This is a genomic window from Aquitalea palustris (assembly GCF_003693445.1).
In the GTDB taxonomy this organism is placed as follows: Bacteria; Pseudomonadota; Gammaproteobacteria; order Burkholderiales; family Chromobacteriaceae; genus Aquitalea; species Aquitalea palustris.
Window position 1 is genome coordinate 48,656 of record NZ_RFAR01000069.1, and the last position, 19,784, is coordinate 68,439.

Genomic DNA, 19,784 nt, shown 5'->3' on the forward strand with positions numbered 1-19,784 from the left:
AGTGTAATTTCCTCAATGATCTGGAGAATCGTGATGAAGAAAATGCTGCTTGCTGCCCTGCTGCTGGGTACTGCTGCCGCTCCGGCCATGGCCAATCTGGCGCTGGCACAAAAGAACAACTGCCTGTCCTGTCACGCGGTTGATCACAAGGTGGTTGGCCCGGCCTACAAGGACGTTGCCAAGAAATACGCCGGTGACAAGGGCGCTGAAGCCAAGCTGATCGCCAAGGTCAAGGCGGGTGGTTCCGGTGTGTGGGGCCCGATCCCGATGCCGCCGAACTCCCAGGTCAGCGACGCCGACATCAAGACCCTGGTCAAATGGGTTCTGTCGCAAAAATAAGCATCATGCAGTTGCACAAGGCGGCCCCAGGCCGCCTTTTTCATGTGACAGGCTTGTTACCGGCCTGGAATGGCGCTATACCGAGTGACAGCAGCAGGTGACGCCGAAGAAGACGAATTGTCGTTGGCAGTTGCACAAATCCGATACCGTGGGTAATCTTCTTCGCCTGTCTGCCAACTCTCATGCTGGAAGCACCAAAATTATGGCCAAGCTGACCGAACAAGATATTCTCAACTGGGAAGGCGATGATTACATGAACGCCGACCATCTTGAGTTCTTCAAAGACCGGTTGTTGCAGATGCAGCAGGAGTTGTTGATCAACGCCAATGCCACTGCCAACCATTTGCAAGAGCAGGAAGCAACCCCGGACCCTGCGGACCGGGCCACGCTGGAAGAAGAGTATGCACTGGAGCTGCGCACCCGTGATCGCGAACGCAAGCTGCTGCAGAAGATCCAGGCCTCCATCCGTCAGATTGACGATGGTTCCTATGGTTTCTGTGAAGACACCGGTGAGCCCATCGGCCTGCGCCGCCTGATGGCCCGTCCCACCGCCACCCTGTCGGTGGAAGCCCAGGAACGCCGCGAACGCATGAAGCGTCAGTACGCAGACTGATACTCTGCGGCGTTCTGCCCAACAAAGCGTCATCGCCTTGCGATGGCGCTTTTTGTTTTTTTGCCGGAGCTTGTCAAGTACATAAGGGCTTGTCGGCCTTGGCTGGTACGGGTATCTTGCTGCTATGCAAGGTAAAAACGATATCAGCTAGGGACAAACATGCAACGCCAGACCGACGACGTAAGAATCAGCGAAATCAAAGAGTTATTGCCGCCCATCGCCCATCTGTACGAACTGCCGATTACCGAAACCGCTTCCGAAGTCATCTACACCACGCGCAAGGACATCGCTGCCCTGCTGCGCGGCGAGGACGACCGTCTGCTGGTAGTCATCGGCCCCTGTTCCATCCACGATCCGGAAGCGGCCATCGAATACGCGCGCAAGCTCTCTACCCTGCGCAACAGCCTGGCGGGCGAGCTGGTGGTGGTGATGCGTGTCTACTTTGAAAAACCGCGTACCACGGTGGGCTGGAAGGGTCTGATCAACGACCCGCACCTGAACGAATCCTACGATATCAATACCGGCCTGCGCCTGGCGCGCCGCCTGCTGCTGACCCTGAACGACATGGGTATTCCGGCGGCTACCGAATTCCTCGACATGATCACCCCGCAATATTTTGCCGACCTGATCAGCTGGGGTGCCATTGGCGCCCGTACCACCGAAAGCCAGGTTCACCGCGAACTGGCCTCCGGCCTGTCCTGCCCGGTGGGCTTCAAGAATGGTACCGACGGCAATCTGAAGATCGCCGTGGATGCCATCCGCTCTGCCAGCGTGTCGCACCATTTCCTGTCGGTTACCAAGACCGGCCATTCCGCCATTGTTTCCACCGGTGGCAATCCGGATTGCCATGTCATCCTGCGCGGTGGCAAGGAGCCGAACTACTCCGCCGAGCACGTGCGCGCCGCTGCGGCCGAACTGGCAGCGGTGGGCCTGCCGCAAAAGCTGATGGTGGATTTCAGCCATGCCAACAGCCGCAAGGACTACCGTCGTCAGATGGAAGTGGCCGATGATGTGGCCGCCCAAATGGCCGCCGGCGATCAGCACATCTTCGGGGTGATGGTGGAAAGTCATCTGGTGGAAGGCCGCCAGGATCTGAAGCCGGGCTGTGAACTGAATTATGGTCAGAGCATTACCGATGCCTGCATCGGCTGGGATGATACCGAGAAGCTGCTGACTACCCTGGCTGATGCAGTCAAGGCGCGTCGCGCCAAGCTGGGTGCGGCTGGCGGCAAGTAAGCTGCTTGTTTCTCTCAGTAAAAAACGCTGCCTTGGCAGCGTTTTTCAGGCTGCTAATAAAGTGATTTGGTGCGATCGCACTGGACCCGGCAAAGCCGGGCCTTTCGACTAAGATATTGCTTTCGCAGCCTTCCCATCTATTCCCCTTTCCCCCCACCCTTGCCCTGCCAATTTGAAGAAAGGAGCCTCGCTTTCCTTCCGGAAAGCGAGAGGGGGTTTGTCTCTGTGCTGCACTCGCCGGAATCAACTCCCCTGCCAGGCAGGCATGGCTTGCTCTTCTGCTGGCGTGGCATGGCGGCGCACAGCCCAGCACACGCCACCCAGCAACAACAGCATGGAGGCCAGCTCCAGCGGCCGGGGCCAGCGTTGTAGCCAGACAAAGCCATAGAGCAAGGCAAAGACAGTTTCAAACACGATCAGCTGGCCGGACAGCGTGGGCGGCAGACGGCGGGCGGCGGCATACCACAGCGCATTGGCCAGCCAGGAGCCGCCCAGGGCGCAGCCGGCAGCTGCCAGCCAGAACAGCTGCCAGTGCTGGGCCGTGGTGGCATGGCTGACCATGGGCAGGCCCAGCCAGTGGCAAGCCAGCCACAGCGCCAGACCCATCACCCCGGTAACCATGCCCAGCAGGCAGGACCATTCATGGCTATCGAAACAGGGCCGCTGGCGCAGATAGCGGGCATTGCTGGCGGCAAACCAGCTCCAGCTGGCCAGCGCACCCAGCGCGGCCAGCACCCCGCTCAGCCGCACCCAGCTGCTCTGGCTGCCATGGCTGTCGCCAAAGGTATCGATATTGATGCAGACAATACCGGCCAGCACCATTGCCAGTGGCCAGCGCAACTGACGCAGTGACAAGGCCCCCTCATCCTTCAGGCCCAGCAGGGTGATGGTGACCGGCAGCACACCGACAATCAGCGAAGCCGGGGCAATGCCCACCAGCTGGATGGCGGCGGCCAGCAGGATGAAATACAGCAGATTGCCTACCAGCGACAGCCGCGCCAGCATCAGGATATCCGCGCGCTGCAAGCGTGCGCGCAGGCGACCGGCCAGCGGCAGCGCCAGCAGCAGGGAAATCAGCCCGTACAGGCTGAAGCGCACGGCGCACAGCAGCCAGGGGCTGAATTCCGGCAATACCTGCGGCACCATCAGCACCAGTCCCCACACTGCCCCGGCCATGCCGGCATAGCTTATGCCCCGTTTCATCTGCTGCTCCCTGCCATTGTGCTAAACAAGGGCAAGGCTAAGCCGGCCGGGCTTGTCCGACAAAGGATATCTCGGCATTAACGCATTCCTTTTGGGAATGGCTTGCCAGTACGCACCTTATCTGGATTAATGATCTGGCAATGACAGGATGCTGATCGGGAATGCCACCATGCGGTGGACACAATGGGGAAGGAGCTTGCATGAGTCGCTATCTGAGAAATCTGCCACCGCTGGAAAGCCTGATTCATTTCGAGGCCGTGCTACGCAATGGCAGCTTTACCAAGGCGGCCACCGAGCTGTGCGTGACGCAAAGCGCGGTGAGCAAGCAGATCCGTACGCTGGAGGACTGGCTCAAGCTGCCGCTGTTCGAGCGGTTGGTGCGTGGCATTCAGCCCACCCCGGCCGGGCTGGCGCTGCAGCGCGAGGTATCTCCCATGCTGCAATCGCTGCTGCACAGCGTGGCACGGCTGCAGGCCGAGCATAACCGCCACACGCTCACCGTGAACTGCACCCACGCGGTGGCGCAGTTCTGGCTGTTCCCGCGTCTGGTGGCCTTCAGCCAGCAGCATCCCGACATTACCGTCAATATCCACGCCAGCAACAGCATGGACGAGGCCAGCGTGGCGGAGTACGACTTTGCCATTTTCTATGGTGACGGGCGCTGGAGTTCGCTGTGCGCCGAGCCCTTGTTTCCGGAAGTGGTGTACCCGGTGTATAGCGCGCAGCTGGACTTTCCCGACATCAGCCAGCCTGCGGATCTGGCACAGCTGCCATTGATCCAGCTGGACTCCTCGGCCTGGAACTGCATCAACTGGCATGACTGGTTCGGCCATTTCGGTCTGACTTATAGCCCGCCGGCACGGGTGCCGATGTTCAATCAGGTGACGCTGGCTTTCAATGCGGTGCTGCAGGGCATGGGCATAGGGCTGGGCTGGGAATTCATGGCGCACGATCTGCTGCAGCAGGGTGTGCTTAAGCGGCTGGGGCCGTTTGCCTTTGTCAGCGGCAAGGTGGATTTTCTCGCTCATCCCCGCCACAAATCACTGAGCGACAATGCCCGGCTGTTCAAAAGCTGGCTGCTGGACAGCGTCAGTCAGCCGGCCACTGCTGTTCCAGCTGGTGCACTGCAGCCAGGGTATTGAGATTGGGCAGCTTCTGCGCAACGTGCAGGCTTTGGTGTTGCAGCGTGGCCAGCCAGCCACGGATGGAGCGGCCCCCACTCGCCAGATAAGCCGCCAGCGCAGCGGCCAGCCCGGGCTGCAAGGCCAGCAGGCTGGGGTGCCATTGGGCCGGGTCACTGGCGCTGACCACCTGTTGGCCCGGCAGGGCCGCCAGCAAGCGGGCAGCAAAATCTACCGGCAGAACAAGCGCATCGCAGGGCAGCATCAGCAAGGTGGCGTCCGGTGCCGCCTGCATGCCCGCCAGCAGCCCTGCCAATGGACCAGGATAATCAGGCAGTGTGTCCGGCAATACCGCATGCCCGTACGCCGCGTATTCATCCAGATGGCGATTGGCAGAAATCAGTATGCGTTGTGGAGGCTGGCTTTGCGCGGCCAGTGCCTGCAAGGTGCGGGCAATCAGCGGCTGGCCGGCCAGTTCCACCAGGCCCTTGTCCACCCCGCCCATGCGGCTGGCCTGGCCGCCGGCCAGAATCAGTGCGGTGTAAGGTATCACTGCCAGCGCCCGATCGCGGCCTGATCGCTGTGTTTGGCCTCCACCCAGTGGGCGCTGCCATTCTGCAGGATTTCCTTCTTCCAGAACGGTGCGGCGGTCTTGAGAAAGTCCATCAGGAATTCCGCGGCGGCAAAGGCGTCCTTGCGATGGCTGCAGGCGGTGACCACCAGCACGATAGGCTCACCCAGCGCGAGATAACCGACGCGGTGGATGATGGTGGCGGCCTGTAGCTGCCAGCGCTGGCCGGCCTGTTCGATGATGGCGTGCAGGGCTTTTTCCGTCATGCCCGGATAGTGTTCCAGCTCCAGCGCAGCCACGTCCTGGCGGTCGCCATAATCGCGCACCAGACCGCTGAAACTGACTACGGCACCGCAGGCCGGGTTGCACGACAGCCGGTCGATTTCTGCGCCAGTATCAAAGCGCCCGGTTTGTACGCGCACGGTAAAAGGTTGCATCTCAGCCCCCGGTTACAGGGGGAAAGATGGCGACTTCGTCACCATCGCGCAGTGCGCTGTCCGGGCCGGCCAGCTCCTGATTGCAGGCGACGCGGAATGTCTTGCCATGGCCCAGTTCGGTGGCCCAGTTGCCGCCGCGCAGGCGTAATTCCACCAGCAGCTCGGCCACGCTGGTCGCGTCGGTTTCCAGGCTTTCCTGGCCGGTGCCAAAGCTGTCTTTCAGCCGGGCAAAATACACCATGTTCAGTTTCATGACTTGTCCTCCGCTTGTGGGCTGGCCTTGCCATGCCCCAGCAGCATGATCCACAGATGAAAACCCAGTCCCAGCAATGGCACCACGGCCAGCAGGACGACGAAAAACCATTCCAGGGGAGATAAGAGATCGGCCATGGCTGCAGTGTAAGCAATGGCGTGGCCTGCGCCAATGCTGCTGATGGGGGAGATGACCATGCTGCAGTTGGCCAGCCTGGTGTGGGCAAGAAAAAACCCGCTGCAGGCAGCGGGTTGGTCGATTCAGCGGTGGTCGCTTATTTGACGATCTGCGCCAGCTGACCCTTCAGATACAGATTGGCCATGGTATCCAGATTTATGGCCTTGATCTTGCTGGCCTGACCGCAGGCACCGAAGGCTTCGTAGCGGGCGATACAGATATCACGCATGGCATCGGTGGAGGCTTTCAGGTATTTGCGCGGGTCGAACTCTTTCGGGTTCTGCGCCAGGAAGCGGCGGATGGCACCGGTGGAAGCCAGACGCAGGTCGGTGTCGATATTCACCTTGCGTACGCCGTGCTTGATGCCTTCGACGATTTCTTCTACCGGCACGCCATAGGTTTCGCCCAGGTCGCCGCCGAATTCATTGATGATCTGCAGCCATTCCTGCGGTACCGAGGAGGAACCGTGCATCACCAGATGGGTATTGGGGATGCGGGCGTGGATTTCCTTGATGCGGTCGATGCGCAGCACGTCGCCGGTGGGCTTCTTGCTGAACTTGTAGGCGCCGTGGCTGGTGCCAATGGCAATGGCCAGGGCATCCACACCAGTGTCCTTGACGAAGCGGGCGGCTTCTTCCGGGTCGGTCAGCAGCTGGCTGTGGTCCAGCACGCCTTCGGCACCCACGCCGTCTTCTTCACCGGCCATGCCGGTTTCCAGGCTTCCCAGGCAGCCGATTTCACCTTCCACCGACACGCCGCAGGCATGGGCGAAGTTGACCACGGTGCGGGTTACATCCACGTTGTAGTCGTAGTTGGCCGGGGTCTTGCCGTCGCTCTTCAGCGAGCCGTCCATCATCACCGAGGAGAAACCCAGCTGGATGGAACGCTGGCAGATGTCCGGGCTGGTGCCATGATCCTGGTGCATCACCACCGGGATATGCGGAAATTCTTCCACGGCGGCCAGAATCATGTGGCGCAGGAAGGGGGCACCGGCGTATTTGCGGGCACCGGCCGAAGCTTGCACGATCACCGGGGCGTCGCACTTGTCGGCGGCTTCCATGATGGCGCGCATCTGTTCCAGGTTATTGACGTTGAAAGCCGGCAGGCCGTAGCTGAATTCGGCTGCATGGTCCAGCAGCTGACGCATGGAAACGAGTGCCATGAAAATCTCCTCAGGTCGCACCGCCTGCTGGCGGCGCGGGGTTTAAATCAAGGGCCGGGACCTCTTGTGGAGAGCCAGCCCGATAACAGATCCGATACGCGATGTGTGCTGCGTTAGCGCCGGGAAATACCGGACAGCAACAGCCCGGCACCGACAAAGGCCCCGCCGGAAACCTGGTTCACCAGCTTCAGGCGACGGGCGCTATTGAGCCAGCCGGCTAGGCGGGCGCCACCGCTGGCATAGGCAAACTGCCAGGAGGCTTCGATCACATAAAACGTGGCTGCCAGTACGGCCAGCTGTGGCCCCTGCGGCAGGCGCGCGTCCATGAACTGCGGGAACAGCGCGGTAAAAAAGATAAAGGCCTTGGGATTGCTCATCGACACCAGAAAACCGGTGCGGAACATCACCCACGGTGTGTGGACCTTGCTGATATCGTCGGCCACTTCCGCTACCGGTTGCGGCGTGGCGCGCCAGGTCTTGATGCCCAGATAGATCAGATAGGCGGCACCGGCGTATTTTACTATGGAAAACAGTTGTTCCGATGCGGCCAGCAAGGCACCCAGGCCGGCTGCCGAACCCAGCATGATGATGCCCAGGCCGGTCATCAAGCCCAGGCAGGTAATGGCGGTGCGGCGCACACCATGGTGGATGCCATGGGTCATCGCCAGCAGCATGTTGGGGCCGGGTGTGGCGGAAACAAAAAACACGGTGGTGACAAACAGCAACCAGGTATTCAAGGGCATGGCAGTACTCCGGCAAGGGTGGGGAGAATGGCACGATGGCCGCGCCATTCACTTGCATGTGGTGATGACTGCGATCAGGCGGCGCGTTCGCTCAGAATGGCTACCGCCGGCAGGGTCTTGCCCTCCAGGAATTCCAGGAAAGCACCACCACCGGTGGAGATATAGCTGATGTCGTCGGTAATGCCATATTTGGCAATGGCGGCCAGGGTGTCACCGCCGCCGGCAATGGAGAAGGCCGGCGACTGGGCGATGGCTTGTGCCAGGGTCTTGGTGCCGTTGCCGAACTGGTCGAATTCGAAGACGCCAACCGGGCCGTTCCACACCACGGTGCCGGCCTTGGCGATGATGGCGGCCAGCTCTGCCGACGAATCCGGGCCGATGTCCAGAATCATGTCCTCAGCGCTCACCTCGGCCACATTCTTGGTGGTGGCGACGGCGCTTTCGGCAAACTCGGTGGCGCACACCACGTCGCTGGGCAGCGGCACATTGCCACCACGGGCGCGGATCTTGGCGATGACTTTTTTGGCTTCATCCACCAGGTCAGCCTCGGCCAGCGATTTGCCGATGTTCTTGCCTTCGGCCAGCAAGAAGGTGTTGGCAATGCCGCCACCAACGATCAGCTGGTCTACCTTGTCGGCCAGCGACTCCAGAATGGTCAGCTTGGTGGAAACCTTGGAGCCAGCCACGATGGCCACCAGCGGACGGGCCGGGGCCAGCAGGGCCTTGCCCAGCGCGTCCAGTTCGGCCGCCAGCAGGATGCCGGCGCAGGCGGTGGGGGCAAACTGGGCCACGGCGTGGGTGGAGGCCTCGGCGCGGTGGGCGGTGCCAAAGGCATCGTTGACGAACACATCGCACAGGCTGGCGTAGGCCTGGCCCAGCTCGGCATTGTTCTTTTTCTCGCCCTTGTTCAGGCGCACGTTTTCCAGCATCACCACCTCACCGGCGGCCACGCTCAGGCCAGCTTGCCAGTCGGCAACCAGGCGTACCGGCTTGCCAAGCAGGGTGGACAGGCGTTCCACCACCGGAGCCAGGCTGTCTTCCGGCTTGGGTTCGCCTTCGGTCGGACGGCCCAGGTGGGTCATCAGGATGACGCCGGCGCCGGCGTTCAGGCTGTGTTCGATGGACGGCAGGCTGGCGCGGATGCGGGTGTCGTCGCCGATCACGCCATTTTTCACCGGCACGTTCATGTCGACACGGATCAGCACGCGTTTGCCGGCCAGATCCAGTTCGGTCAGTTTGTTGAATTTCATCGGTGGCTCGCTTTTATCTGTTGGATGCAATTGGCGACCGCCTTCGTGGGGGAAGGCCGTACAACCGTTGTTCAGGACGGTGACAGCATCACCGCCATGGCCATTCCGGGGGAAGTGACCTGCTGCGGTGTTGTTGCTGTCAGCTACTGTACCGGGCAGCCCGCAGGCTTAACAGATACCAGATCAAGTAGTGTATTTATTACAGCAGTATGGGCTTGCATGGCGGGCGGCAGGCTGCTAGCCGCAGCGCGAATTCTTGCTGGCACCATGGTGGACCTTGGCCGGGAGCGAGGCTCGACCGGAGCGCCAGCGGGTCTGTCATGGCATGCCGGCAGGCAGGGACGGCGATGTCCCGCCTGCCGGTTTCCAGCAGCACGGCCCTGTAGGGCCGGCGGATTACTTGGCTTCGAACATGGCACGAGCGGTTTTCAGCATCTGGTTGCTGAAGCCCCACTCGTTGTCGTACCAGGCCAGTACCTTCACCATATTGCCGCCAGTCACCTTGGTCAGGGTGGCGTCAAAGGTGGAGGCTTCGGTGCTGTGGTTGAAGTCGGAGGAAACCAGCGGCAGGGTGTTGAAACCCAGTACGCCCTTCATCGGGCCTTCGGCAGCGGCCTGCAGGATTTCGTTGACTTCGTCCTTGGTGGTATCACGGCCGGACTTGAAGGTCAGGTCTACCAGCGAAACATTGATGGTGGGAACGCGCACGGCAAAGCCATCCAGCTTGCCCTTGAGTTCCGGCAGCACCAGGCCCACGGCCTTGGCGGCACCGGTCTTGGTCGGGATCATGTTTTCGGTGGCGGAACGGGCGCGGCGCAGGTCTTTGTGACGTACGTCGGTCAGCACCTGGTCGTTGGTAAAGGCGTGGATGGTGGTCATCAGGCCCTTGCTTACGCCGATGGTGTCATTCAGCGCCTTGGCCACCGGGGCCAGGCAGTTGGTGGTGCAGGAAGCGTTGGATACCACGGTCATGGTGCTGGTCAGCACGTCGTGGTTCACACCGTAGACGATGGTGGCGTCAACATCGTCGCCACCCGGTGCCGAGATCAGCACTTTCTTGGCGCCGGCATCCAGATGCAGCTGACACTTTTCCTTGCTGGTGAAAGCACCGGTACATTCCAGTACCAGGTCTACATCCAGCGCTTTCCACGGCAGTTCGGCCGGGTTGCGGGTGGAGAAGAAGGGAATCTTCTCGCCGTTGATCAGCAGGTTTTCTTCATCGTGGGCGATGTCTGCCGGAAAACGACCGTGCACGGTGTCGAACTTGGTCAGGTGGGCGTTGGTGGCCAGATCGCCAGTAGCGTTGACGGCAACAACCTTGAAATCGTTGTGCAGGTTGTATTCGTAAATGGCGCGCAGTACCTGTCGGCCAATACGGCCATAGCCGTTGATCGCGATGCGAATGGTCATGCTATTACTCTCCCGGAAAGTCTGGTGCCTCCCCGCGTGAGCGGGTCAGAATGGAGACACCACAAAAATAAGGCCACCCCTGCTTTGTTTTTGGATGGGATGGCCTGTGCTTTATTTACTGGATGATGTTCTTGGTCTTGGCGACGACATTGTCGACGGTGAAGCCGAATTCCTTGAACAGTACGCCTGCCGGAGCGGATTCGCCGAAGTGGGCTATGCCGACCACATCGCCTTCCAGGCCGACATACTTGCGCCAGAAGTCAGGCACGCCAGCTTCGATGGCCAGACGCGGCAGGCCGGCCGGCAACACGCTTTGCTGCCAGGCCTTGTCCTGCTGGTCGAACACATTGGTGCAGGGCATGGATACCACGCGCACGGCGATGCCTTCGGCAGCCAGCGCTTCCTGTGCCTTGAGCGCCAGTTCGATTTCCGAACCGGTGGCAATCAGCACGGCGCGGGCATCGGCGGCATCACGCAGCACATAGCCGCCACGGCGGATGGCCGCGATCTGGCCGGCATCGCGTGCCACGAAAGGCAGGTTCTGGCGGCTGAGGATCAGGCTGCTCGGGGTGGTCTTCTGCTCGATGGCATGGGCCCAGGCCACGGCGGCTTCCGTGGTATCGCACGGACGCCAGGTGTGGTGATTGGGGATCATGCGCAGCGTGGCAACCTGCTCGACCGGCTGGTGGGTCGGGCCGTCTTCACCCAGACCGATGGAGTCGTGGGTAAACACGAATACCGGGTTGATCTTCATCAGCGAGGCCATGCGCAGTGCATTGCGGGCGTATTCACTGAACATCAGGAAGGTGCCGCCGTAGGGGCGCAGGCCACCGTGCAGCGTCATGCCGTTCATGATGGCGGCCATGCCGAACTCGCGCACGCCATAGCTGATGTAGTTGCCGTTGCCGGCAGCATCAATCCACTTGGAACCCGTCCAGTTGGTGAGGTTGGAGCCGGTCAGGTCAGCCGAACCGCCGACGAATTCCGGCAGGCTGGGCGAGAAAGCTTCCAGTGCGATCTGGCTGGCCTTGCGGGTGGCCACGGTCTGGGCGGCGTCGACGATCTTGGCGATGGCGGCATCGCGCGCTTCGGCCCAGGCTGCCGGCAGTTCGCCCTGCATGCGGCGTGCGAATTCTGCTGCCAGTTCCGGATAAGCGGCGCGGTAGGCGTCAAACTGCTTGTTCCATTCGATCTCGGCCAGTGCGCCCTTGTCGCGCGCGCTCCAGGCAGCGTAGATCTCGGCCGGAATCTCGAACGGCGCGTGCGGCCAGTTCAGCGTTTCGCGTGCGGCGGCAATTTCGGCCGCGCCCAGCGGTGCGCCATGCACGTCGTGGGTGCCTTGCTTGTTGGGCGAGCCAAAGCCGATGGTGGTCTTGCAGCAGATCAGCGTCGGACGGTCGCCCTTCTTGGCGGTTTCGATGGCGGTGGCGATTTCCACCGGATCATGGCCGTTGACGTTCTTGATCACCTGCCAGCCGTAGGCTTCGAAGCGGGCCGGGGTGTTGTCGGTGAACCAGCCTTCGACGTGGCCGTCGATGGAGATGCCGTTGTCGTCCCAGAAGGCGATCAGCTTGTTGAGGCCCCAGGTGCCGGCCAGCGAGCAGGCTTCATGGCTGATGCCTTCCATCAGGCAACCATCACCCAGGAATACCCAGGTGTTGTGATCGACCACGGTATGGCCGTCGCGGTTGAACTGGGCCGCCAGCATTTTTTCGGCCAGCGCCATGCCCACCGCATTGGTGATGCCCTGGCCTAGCGGGCCAGTGGTGGTTTCCACGCCGGGTGCATAGCCGTATTCCGGGTGGCCCGGAGTCTTGGAGTGCAACTGGCGGAAGTTCTTGAGGTCGTCGATGGACAGATCGTAGCCGGTGAGGTGCAGCAGGCTGTAGATGAGCATGGAGCCGTGCCCGTTGGAGAGCACGAAGCGGTCACGGTTGGACCAGGAAGGGTTGGCAGGATTGTGCTTCAGGTGATCGCGCCACAGCACTTCGGCGATATCAGCCATGCCCATCGGGGCGCCGGGGTGACCAGATTTGGCCTTTTCCACTGCATCCATGGATAGGAAACGAATGGCGTTGGCTAGCTCGGTTCGGGTGACCATTTCGGGAAAACCTCAAAAACAGTAAAGGGGGCGGGACAGAACCGGTACGGCAGTGATTTCAGGCCTGCGCATGGCGCTGGCATGAATTAACCGCCGCTAAATCATGGAATTATCCCTGATTTTGCCGCATTGCGGCAACCTTCACGGCGCAGGTAGTGCGCCAGTTTCATGCATTTTCAATGCCCCGTCCTTGTGTGACGGCATGGTGGCAGACCCACCCTGCCACTACGCCGCCGGTGTGCGGGCTTGACGCCACCCCCCCGCCTCATTGACAGTCGGCGGGTGTTTTTCACATTTCACCACCAGCCATTCAGACAGGGACAAGCATGCAGACTGATTTCTCGGCACGCGTCGATGCACGCAAAGTTGGCTATACACAGGGCTGGCGCTGGATCGTGCAGGCTTTTTATCTGGTGCGGCAGCAGCCGCTGACCTGGATGCTGCTGGCCGGCAGCTATTTGCTGATTCACTTTGCCGTGGCGGCTATTCCGCTGCTGGGCGCCCCGCTCACCTTTTTTCTGGCGCCCATTTTTGCTGCCGGTTTCGTGTTGGCGGCGCAACAGGCCGAGCAGGGCGTGGAGCTGAAAATGGCGGCGCTGTTTGCCGGTTTTCGGCTGGCGCTGCGGCCCTTGCTGAATGTGGGGATGTTGTATCTGGCGCTACTACTGCTGGCGATGATGCTGCTCAGTGCGCTGATGCCCATGCTGGGCATCCATATGGCGGCCCCGCAGGCCGGGCAGGAGCTGCCACAGCTCAGCGGTCCCGTTGCCCCCTTCATGCTGCTCACTTCCGCGCTGATGTTTCTGCTCAGCCTGTGTTACTGGTTTGCGCCGGCGCTGGTAGTGCTAAACGGGCTGGGGCCGTGGCAGGCCTTGCGTGACAGCTTCCGCGCTGGTATCGCCAACTGGCCGGCGGTGTTGCTGTCAGCCTTCATGCTGGCGCTGCTGCTGTTCCTGGCGCTGCTACCGCTGGGCCTGGGCCTGCTGCTGTGGTTTCCGGTGCTGTATGTCACGGCCTATACCGGCTGGAAAGACCTGTTCGCCGTACGGCAAGCCTGAGCTGGCTTAGGCGGCCAGCGTGCTGCGGCGCATGTCCACATGCAGGATGCCGCCATCGTCATAGGGCGCGGACACGGCGACAAAGCCAAAGCGTTCGTACAAACCCTGGGCGGCGGTCTGGGCAGACAGCATGATGGGTGCGTCAGGATACAGGCGCAGACTGTGCGCCACGGCCTCGGCCAGCAGCTGGTTGCCCAGGCCCTTGCCGCGTGCGGCGGGTTCCAGTACCACGCGGCCAATGGCGGTGGCATCAGGGTATTTGACACCGGGGGCAATCAGCCGGGCATAGCCCAGCAAGCGGCCCTGGTCGTCGCGCCCCAGCAGGTGGTGACAATGCAGGTCGACGCCGTCAACGTCACCGTAGATGGATTGTTGTTCCAGTACGAAAACACGGTCGCGCAACTGCAGCATTTCATACAGTGCGTGCGGGGTAAAACCCTCAAACGGGTGGCATTGCCACTGCAACAGGCTGGCCATAGTAGAATTGCCCTCGATAATGAATGGCGCAGTGCCCCACCCTGCCCGGCTGATGGCCGGTGTGCAGCTGGGCGGCACTGCAAATGAACAAGCTGAAACCCTATCACACAAGCAAGCCCTGCCCCATGAACAGTAACGATCTCTTTGACGAAGCGCTGCCCGCTGCCGGCATGCTGGTTCCCCCTGCGCCGCCGGCTCCACCGGCCGACGCGCTGTCGGGCGACTGCATCCCGCTGGATCTGTATGCCGAACGCGCCTATCTCGAGTACGCCATGAGCGTGGTCAAGGGCCGCGCGCTGCCGGAGGTGGCCGATGGCCAGAAGCCGGTGCAGCGGCGCATTTTGTATGCCATGCGCGATATGGGTCTGGCGCACGGTGCCAAGCCGGTGAAGTCGGCACGGGTAGTGGGTGAAATCCTGGGTAAATACCACCCGCACGGTGACAGCTCGGCCTACGAGGCGCTGGTGCGCATGGCACAGGACTTTACCCTGCGCTACCCGCTGATCGATGGCCAGGGCAACTTCGGCAGCCGCGATGGCGACGGTGCCGCCGCCATGCGTTATACCGAGGCGCGGCTGACGCCGATTGCCGAACTGCTGCTGGCGGAAATCGACATGGGCACGGTGGATTTCGTGCCCAATTACGATGGCGCATTCGAAGAACCCGCCCTGCTGCCGGCGCGCCTGCCCATGGTGCTGCTCAACGGCGCTTCCGGTATTGCCGTCGGCATGGCCACGGAAATCCCGCCGCATAATCTGACCGAAGTGGCACGCGGCTGTCTGGCCTTGCTGGCCAATCCGGAGCTGACGACGCGCGAGCTGATGGACTACATCCCCGGCCCGGACTTCCCCGGCGGTGGCCAGATCATCACGCCTTTCGACGACATCCTGGCTGCTTATGAAGGTGGCCGCGGCAGCGTGCGGGTGCGGGCCAAGTGGGAAGTAGAAAAGCTGGCACGTGGCCAGTGGCGCGTCATTGTCTCCGAGCTGCCGCCTGGCTCGTCGGCACAGAAGGTGCTGGCCGAGATCGAAGAAGCTACCAATCCCAAGCTCAAGGCCGGCAAGAAGGCGCTGACGCAAGACCAGCAAAACCTCAAGAGCCTGATGTTGTCACTGCTGGACCGCGTACGCGACGAATCGGACAGCCAGTGCCCGGTGCGGCTGGTGTTTGAGCCCAAGTCCAGCCGCCAGGACCCGGACGAGTTCATCAACATCCTGCTGGCGCAAACCAGTCTGGAAGGCAATGCCTCGATGAACCTGGTGATGATCGGCCTGGATGGCCGCCCGGCGCAGAAAGGCCTCAAGGCCATTTTGTCCGAGTGGATCGATTTCCGTCGTACCACCGTCACCCGCCGCCTCAAGCACCGCCTGGGTCAGGTGGAAAAGCGTATTCATATTCTGGAAGGCCGCATGATTGCCTTCATCCATATCGATGAAGTCATCCGCGTCATCCGCGAATCGGATGAACCCAAGCCCGACCTGATGAAGGCCTTTGGCCTGTCCGAAGCGCAAGCCGAAGATATTCTGGAAATCCGCCTGCGCCAGCTGGCGCGGCTGGAAGGTTTCAAGCTGGAGAAGGAGCTGTCCGAGCTGCGCGAAGAGCGCGAAGGCCTGCGTCATGTGCTGGATACCCCGGACGCCCTCACCCGCCTGATCCGCGACGAGATCATGGCCGACACCGCCAAGTACGGCGACAAGCGGCGCAGTGAAATCAAGGCGGCCGAGCGCGCCGTGCTGACCCAGACCATCGCCGACGAGCCGGTCACCATCATCCTGTCGCAAAAGGGCTGGATCCGCGCCCGTGTCGGCCACAATGTCGACTTGTCGGCGCTGGCCTTCAAGGATGGCGATGGCCTGCACACCGTGGTGGAAACCCGCACCGTGTGGTCGGTCATCGTGCTGGACAACAAGGGCCGTGCCTACACCATCGACCCGGCGGATGTCCCCACCGGGCGTGGCGACGGCGTGCCGGTGGCCTCGCTGGTGGATCTGCAGGACAACGCCAAGCCGGCACAGATGATTTCCGGCAAGGACGAGGCCCGCTTCGTGGTGGCTGGCTCCGGTGGTTATGGCTTTGTCGCCAAGCTGTCCGACATGGCTGGCCGGGTTAAGGCGGGCAAGGCCTTCATGACGCTGGACGAGGGCGAAAGCGTGCTGAGCCCGGTGGCGGTGGCCGCCACGGCCGATCTGGCAGCACTGCGGCTGGTGGCTGCGGCCGACAACGGCCGTCTGCTGGCCTTCCCTGCTGGTGAGCTGAAAGAAATGGCCAAGGGTCGTGGCCTGATGCTGATGGGGCTGGAGGCCGGGGAGTCAGTCACCGCCATCGGTCTGGTCAAGGGCGACAAGGCGCTGCTGGCTACAGTATCGGTACGCGGCAAGGTGGCCGACGAAAAACTGGCGCTGGCCGAATTCGACGCCAAGCGCGGCAAGAAAGGCAAGCTGATGCCGAAGAAATGGGCAGTGTCCGCCATTGCTGACCTGCCGTCAGTCGAGACCGCCTGATGCTCGACCGCCCACTGCCGCTGACCCCGCGCAAGGCACTGGCTTTCGTCAACGGCTTCCGCGCCCTGATGTTGCTGGTGCTGCTGTTCATGTCCCTGCTGCAAGGCACGGAAGGACAGCCGCTGGTCGACGGTGGTGCGCGTTTCTATCTGTGGTCGGCAGTGTATGGCGGGCTGATCCTCTGCTGGTTTGCCCTGCGTACCGGCAAGATTGCCCACACCCTGCAACTGTCGCTGGCCATTGCCGCCGACATCCTGATGATCGTGCTGTTGATGGGCATGAACGGCGGGGTGAAAAGCGGCTATGGCATGCTGTTGCTGCCCTATCTGGCGGTAGCCGGGCTGCTGTCTTCCGGCCGCTATGCCTTGTTCTATGCCTCGATTGCCACCGCCAGCCTGTTCGGTTATGTGGGCTACGAGCATTACCGGCACGAGGTGCTGTTTGGCAGTACCGCCGACCTGTTCCAGACCGGCTTGCTGTCACTGGCCGGCTTCGTGACCTCCATGGTCACCTACCAGCTGGCGCGGGTGGCGCGCGAGTCGGAAGAGCTGGCTTCGCGTCGTGGCGGAGAAATTGCCAACCTCAACCGCTTGAACGAACTGGTACTGCAAAGCCAGCGCGATGCTGTCATCGTGCTGGATGAAACCGGCACCGTCCGCCAGTTCAATGCCCAGGCCGTCCGTTACTTTCCCGGCATGCAGCGCGGCATCCTGCTGCCGGAGCTGGCCCCCATCGTCGAACGCTGGCGGCTGAACAGCCATTCGCCCATGCCGGTGTTTGTCGAACGCAATGTGCGGGGCCGTCAGCTGGCAGGGCGTATGGTGCCGATTCTGGCCGGCGATCTGCGTGGCGTGGTGATGTTCCTGCGAGATATGGCCGATATGGCCGAAGAGGCCAAGCGCATCAAGCTGGCCGCGCTGGGTCGGCTCACTGCCAATATCGCCCATGAAATCCGCAACCCGCTGGCCGCCATCTCGCATGCCGGCGACCTGCTGGCCGAAGGCGCAGAAGACGCCGCCACGCAAAGGCTGACCCGCATCGTGCGCGACAACGCCCGCCGCATCAACGGGCTGGTGGAAGAAGTGCTGATGCTGGGCCGGCGCGACCGGGTCAAGACCGAAACCATCCGGCTGTCGCAATTCCTGTTCGACTTTCTCGAACAGTTCGGCATGGCCCAGCCGGACGCTGCCGGGCGTATTCTCACCACCTTCCACAGCAGCAGCAGCGTGTATTTCGACCGTGGTCATCTGGGACAGATATTGTCCAATCTGGTGGCCAATGCCTGGCGACACTCCTCGCGCGTACATGGCGCGGTGCAAATCGAAATCAGCCAGCTCGAGTCACAAGTGCTGATTCGCGTCATCGACGATGGCCCCGGCATGAATGAGGATGCCCAATCACACCTGTTCGAGCCCTTCTTTACCACGGAAAGCAGCGGTACCGGCCTGGGGCTGTATATCGCCCGTGAACTGGCCGAGGCCAATGATGCACGGCTCGACTACATCCCACCGGGCGGTGTTTTCCGTTTAAGCTGTCATCATGCCTATGAATAAGAAAGTCTTGCGCGTGCTGGTCGTCGACGACGAACCGGATATCCGCGAACTGCTGGAGCTCACCCTGATCAAGATGGGCCTGGAAGTGGTCACCGCCGGCAATGTCGGCGAAGCCACCGCCCGGCTGGCCCGCGAGCCCTTCGACCTGGTGCTCACCGACATGCGCATGCCGGATGGCGAAGGCATCGAGGTGGTGCAATTCATTGCCGATCAGTCGCTGGATATTCCCAGTGCCATCATCACCGCCTATGGCAGCACCGAAAGTGCCGTCCGTGCCATGAAAGCCGGAGCCTTCGACTATCTGTCCAAGCCCATCAGCCTGGCGCAGCTGCGCACACTGGTGAAATCGGTATTAAAGGTAGAAGGCAATGGCAAGCCGCTCAGTGTCGAACGGCTGGTGGGCGATTCGGCGGCCATGCTGGAAGTTCGGCGCATGGTGGACAAACTGGCGCGCAGCCAGGCGGCTGTCTATATCAGTGGCGAATCCGGTACCGGCAAGGAGCAGGCCGCCCGGCTGATTCACGAACAAAGCGCACGTGCCGAGCGCCCCTTCGTACCGGTCAATTGCGGTGCCATCCCGGAAAACCTGATGGAAAGCGAGTTCTTCGGCTATCGCAAGGGTGCTTTTACCGGCGCCGACAGCGAGCGCGACGGCTTCTTCCAGCAGGCCAATGGCGGCACGCTGTTTCTGGATGAAGTCGCCGATCTGCCGCTGGCCATGCAGGTCAAGCTGCTGCGTGCCATTCAGGAAAAGAAAGTACGCAAGCTGGGCAGCCCGCAAGAAGAAGCCGTCGATGTCCGCATCATCTGCGCCACCCACAAAGACCTGGCCACGCTGGTCGAGGCCGGCCAGTTCCGCCAGGACTTGTATTACCGGCTGAATGTATTGCCACTGCGCATGCCGCCGCTGCGCGAACTGCGCGACGACATTCCCCGCTTCATCGGCGCACTGCTGGATCGCTTCGCCACCGCAGACAGTCGGCCCCGGCTGACCCCGGACGCAGTCAAGGCCATGCTGGCGTATAACTACCCCGGCAATTTCCGCGAACTGGAAAACATCCTGGAGCGTGCCATCGCCCTGGCCGGCGACGACAAGGTCGATGTACTCGACCTGCAACTGACACCCTGCGCGCAGTCCGACGATGAACAGAATGCCGAATACGCCGGCAGCGAACCATTGCAGGACTTCCTCGACCGCGTAGAGCGCGAGGCCATCCTCAAGGCGCTGGATGCCACCCGCTTCAACCGCACCCAGGCAGCCAAGCTATTGGGCCTCACCTTCCGCTCCATGCGCTACCGCATGGATAGGTTGGGTATCAAATAGACCCGCAGCAGAAGCGTATTACCTCTATATAGCGTTCCGCATGCAAAAAGCCCGGCGCCAGCCGGGCTTTTTGCTGCCTGTGCCCGTACGGTGCCCCCCTTTTGCGCCAGCCCGGCTGGTTTTCAGTGCCCGGCATAACCGCTACTCCACGCATTGCTGTGCACCCGCAGCAATGCGGTAATAAAACCCCCGCGGCATAGTTGTTTGTCGCTCAATTACTTAGCGCGTAATTGGCCGGTGTCTGGCCAGAATCTG

19 protein-coding genes are annotated in these 19,784 nt (G+C 61.7%); 8 read left to right on the plus strand and 11 right to left on the minus strand.

Annotated features, from left to right (window positions below; all coding sequences use genetic code 11):
- The first annotated feature begins 33 nt into the window (after positions 1 to 33).
- From EAY64_RS15910 to aroG, 3 genes are all read left to right on the plus strand, one after another.
- On the plus strand, positions 34 to 339 hold the full coding sequence (locus tag EAY64_RS15910) for a c-type cytochrome (protein WP_059285120.1): 306 nt from the start codon (positions 34 to 36) through the stop codon (positions 337 to 339).
- Between the two features lie 202 nt (positions 340 to 541).
- Positions 542 to 952, plus strand: a complete 411-nt coding sequence (dksA, locus tag EAY64_RS15915) for an RNA polymerase-binding protein DksA (protein ID WP_045845893.1) — start codon at positions 542 to 544, stop codon at positions 950 to 952.
- Positions 953 to 1,111: 159 nt separating this feature from the next.
- Positions 1,112 to 2,188, plus strand: coding sequence for a 3-deoxy-7-phosphoheptulonate synthase AroG (gene aroG, locus EAY64_RS15920; RefSeq protein WP_103525718.1), 1,077 nt, complete (start codon positions 1,112 to 1,114; stop codon positions 2,186 to 2,188).
- A gap of 243 nt (positions 2,189 to 2,431) precedes the next feature.
- On the opposite strand, the gene EAY64_RS15925 is transcribed toward aroG, so the two are convergent.
- Positions 2,432 to 3,391, minus strand: a complete 960-nt coding sequence (locus EAY64_RS15925) for a DMT family transporter (RefSeq protein WP_103525719.1) — start codon at positions 3,389 to 3,391, stop codon at positions 2,432 to 2,434.
- Positions 3,392 to 3,591: 200 nt separating this feature from the next.
- On the opposite strand from EAY64_RS15925, the gene EAY64_RS15930 reads away from it, so the two are divergent.
- A complete protein-coding gene (locus tag EAY64_RS15930; protein WP_103525720.1) occupies positions 3,592 to 4,533 on the plus strand; it encodes a LysR substrate-binding domain-containing protein in 942 nt (313 codons plus the stop codon).
- Here the strand turns inward: EAY64_RS15930 and mobA are convergent.
- The 9 genes from mobA to tkt all read right to left on the minus strand — a co-directional run bounded on the left by mobA (position 4,481) and on the right by tkt (position 12,616).
- A complete protein-coding gene (gene mobA, locus EAY64_RS15935; protein WP_226034301.1) occupies positions 4,481 to 5,065 on the minus strand; it encodes a molybdenum cofactor guanylyltransferase MobA in 585 nt (194 codons plus the stop codon). The two genes, EAY64_RS15930 and mobA, sit on opposite strands and share 53 nt — an antisense overlap.
- Positions 5,062 to 5,520, minus strand: coding sequence for a molybdenum cofactor biosynthesis protein MoaE (locus EAY64_RS15940; protein WP_103525721.1), 459 nt, complete (start codon positions 5,518 to 5,520; stop codon positions 5,062 to 5,064). The genes mobA and EAY64_RS15940 overlap by 4 nt, the downstream gene beginning before the upstream one ends.
- A gap of 1 nt (position 5,521) precedes the next feature.
- Positions 5,522 to 5,773 (minus strand): MoaD/ThiS family protein, encoded by a 252-nt coding sequence (locus EAY64_RS15945; protein ID WP_103525722.1) that lies wholly within the window; start codon positions 5,771 to 5,773, stop codon positions 5,522 to 5,524.
- The gene (locus EAY64_RS15950) at positions 5,770 to 5,970 is read right to left on the minus strand and encodes a hypothetical protein (protein WP_103525723.1); all 201 of its coding nucleotides are present in this window, start codon (positions 5,968 to 5,970) and stop codon (positions 5,770 to 5,772) included. The genes EAY64_RS15945 and EAY64_RS15950 overlap by 4 nt, the downstream gene beginning before the upstream one ends.
- A gap of 77 nt (positions 5,971 to 6,047) precedes the next feature.
- Positions 6,048 to 7,112, minus strand: a complete 1,065-nt coding sequence (gene fba, locus EAY64_RS15955) for a class II fructose-bisphosphate aldolase (RefSeq protein ID WP_103525724.1) — start codon at positions 7,110 to 7,112, stop codon at positions 6,048 to 6,050.
- 113 nt (positions 7,113 to 7,225) lie between these two features.
- Entirely contained in the window at positions 7,226 to 7,855 is a 630-nt protein-coding gene (locus tag EAY64_RS15960; protein WP_103525725.1) for a LysE family translocator, read from the minus strand.
- A 74-nt stretch (positions 7,856 to 7,929) separates the two neighbouring features.
- Positions 7,930 to 9,105, minus strand: coding sequence for a phosphoglycerate kinase (locus EAY64_RS15965; protein ID WP_103525726.1), 1,176 nt, complete (start codon positions 9,103 to 9,105; stop codon positions 7,930 to 7,932).
- Between the two features lie 396 nt (positions 9,106 to 9,501).
- Entirely contained in the window at positions 9,502 to 10,515 is a 1,014-nt protein-coding gene (gene gap / locus EAY64_RS15970; protein ID WP_103525727.1) for a type I glyceraldehyde-3-phosphate dehydrogenase, read from the minus strand.
- A 115-nt stretch (positions 10,516 to 10,630) separates the two neighbouring features.
- A complete protein-coding gene (tkt, locus tag EAY64_RS15975) occupies positions 10,631 to 12,616 on the minus strand; it encodes a transketolase (protein ID WP_103525728.1) in 1,986 nt (661 codons plus the stop codon).
- 326 nt (positions 12,617 to 12,942) lie between these two features.
- Between tkt and EAY64_RS15980 the strand changes: the two genes are divergently transcribed.
- Positions 12,943 to 13,674 carry a BPSS1780 family membrane protein gene (locus tag EAY64_RS15980; protein WP_103525729.1) on the plus strand — a complete coding sequence of 244 codons (732 nt, stop codon included), beginning with the start codon at positions 12,943 to 12,945 and terminating at the stop codon, positions 13,672 to 13,674.
- 6 nt (positions 13,675 to 13,680) lie between these two features.
- On the opposite strand, the gene EAY64_RS15985 is transcribed toward EAY64_RS15980, so the two are convergent.
- Entirely contained in the window at positions 13,681 to 14,151 is a 471-nt protein-coding gene (locus EAY64_RS15985; RefSeq protein ID WP_103525730.1) for a GNAT family N-acetyltransferase, read from the minus strand.
- Between the two features lie 170 nt (positions 14,152 to 14,321).
- On the opposite strand from EAY64_RS15985, the gene parC reads away from it, so the two are divergent.
- The 3 genes from parC to EAY64_RS16000 are packed head-to-tail and all read left to right on the plus strand — an operon-like array spanning position 14,322 to position 19,529.
- The gene (parC, locus tag EAY64_RS15990; protein WP_411267241.1) at positions 14,322 to 16,652 is read left to right on the plus strand and encodes a DNA topoisomerase IV subunit A; all 2,331 of its coding nucleotides are present in this window, start codon (positions 14,322 to 14,324) and stop codon (positions 16,650 to 16,652) included.
- Complete coding sequence (locus EAY64_RS15995) at positions 16,652 to 18,205, plus strand: two-component system sensor histidine kinase NtrB (protein WP_103525732.1); 1,554 nt, start codon at positions 16,652 to 16,654, stop codon at positions 18,203 to 18,205. The genes parC and EAY64_RS15995 overlap by 1 nt, the downstream gene beginning before the upstream one ends.
- Positions 18,198 to 19,529, plus strand: a complete 1,332-nt coding sequence (locus tag EAY64_RS16000; RefSeq protein ID WP_103525733.1) for a sigma-54-dependent transcriptional regulator — start codon at positions 18,198 to 18,200, stop codon at positions 19,527 to 19,529. Before EAY64_RS15995 ends, EAY64_RS16000 begins: the two co-directional genes overlap by 8 nt.
- The last annotated feature ends 255 nt before the right edge of the window (positions 19,530 to 19,784 follow it).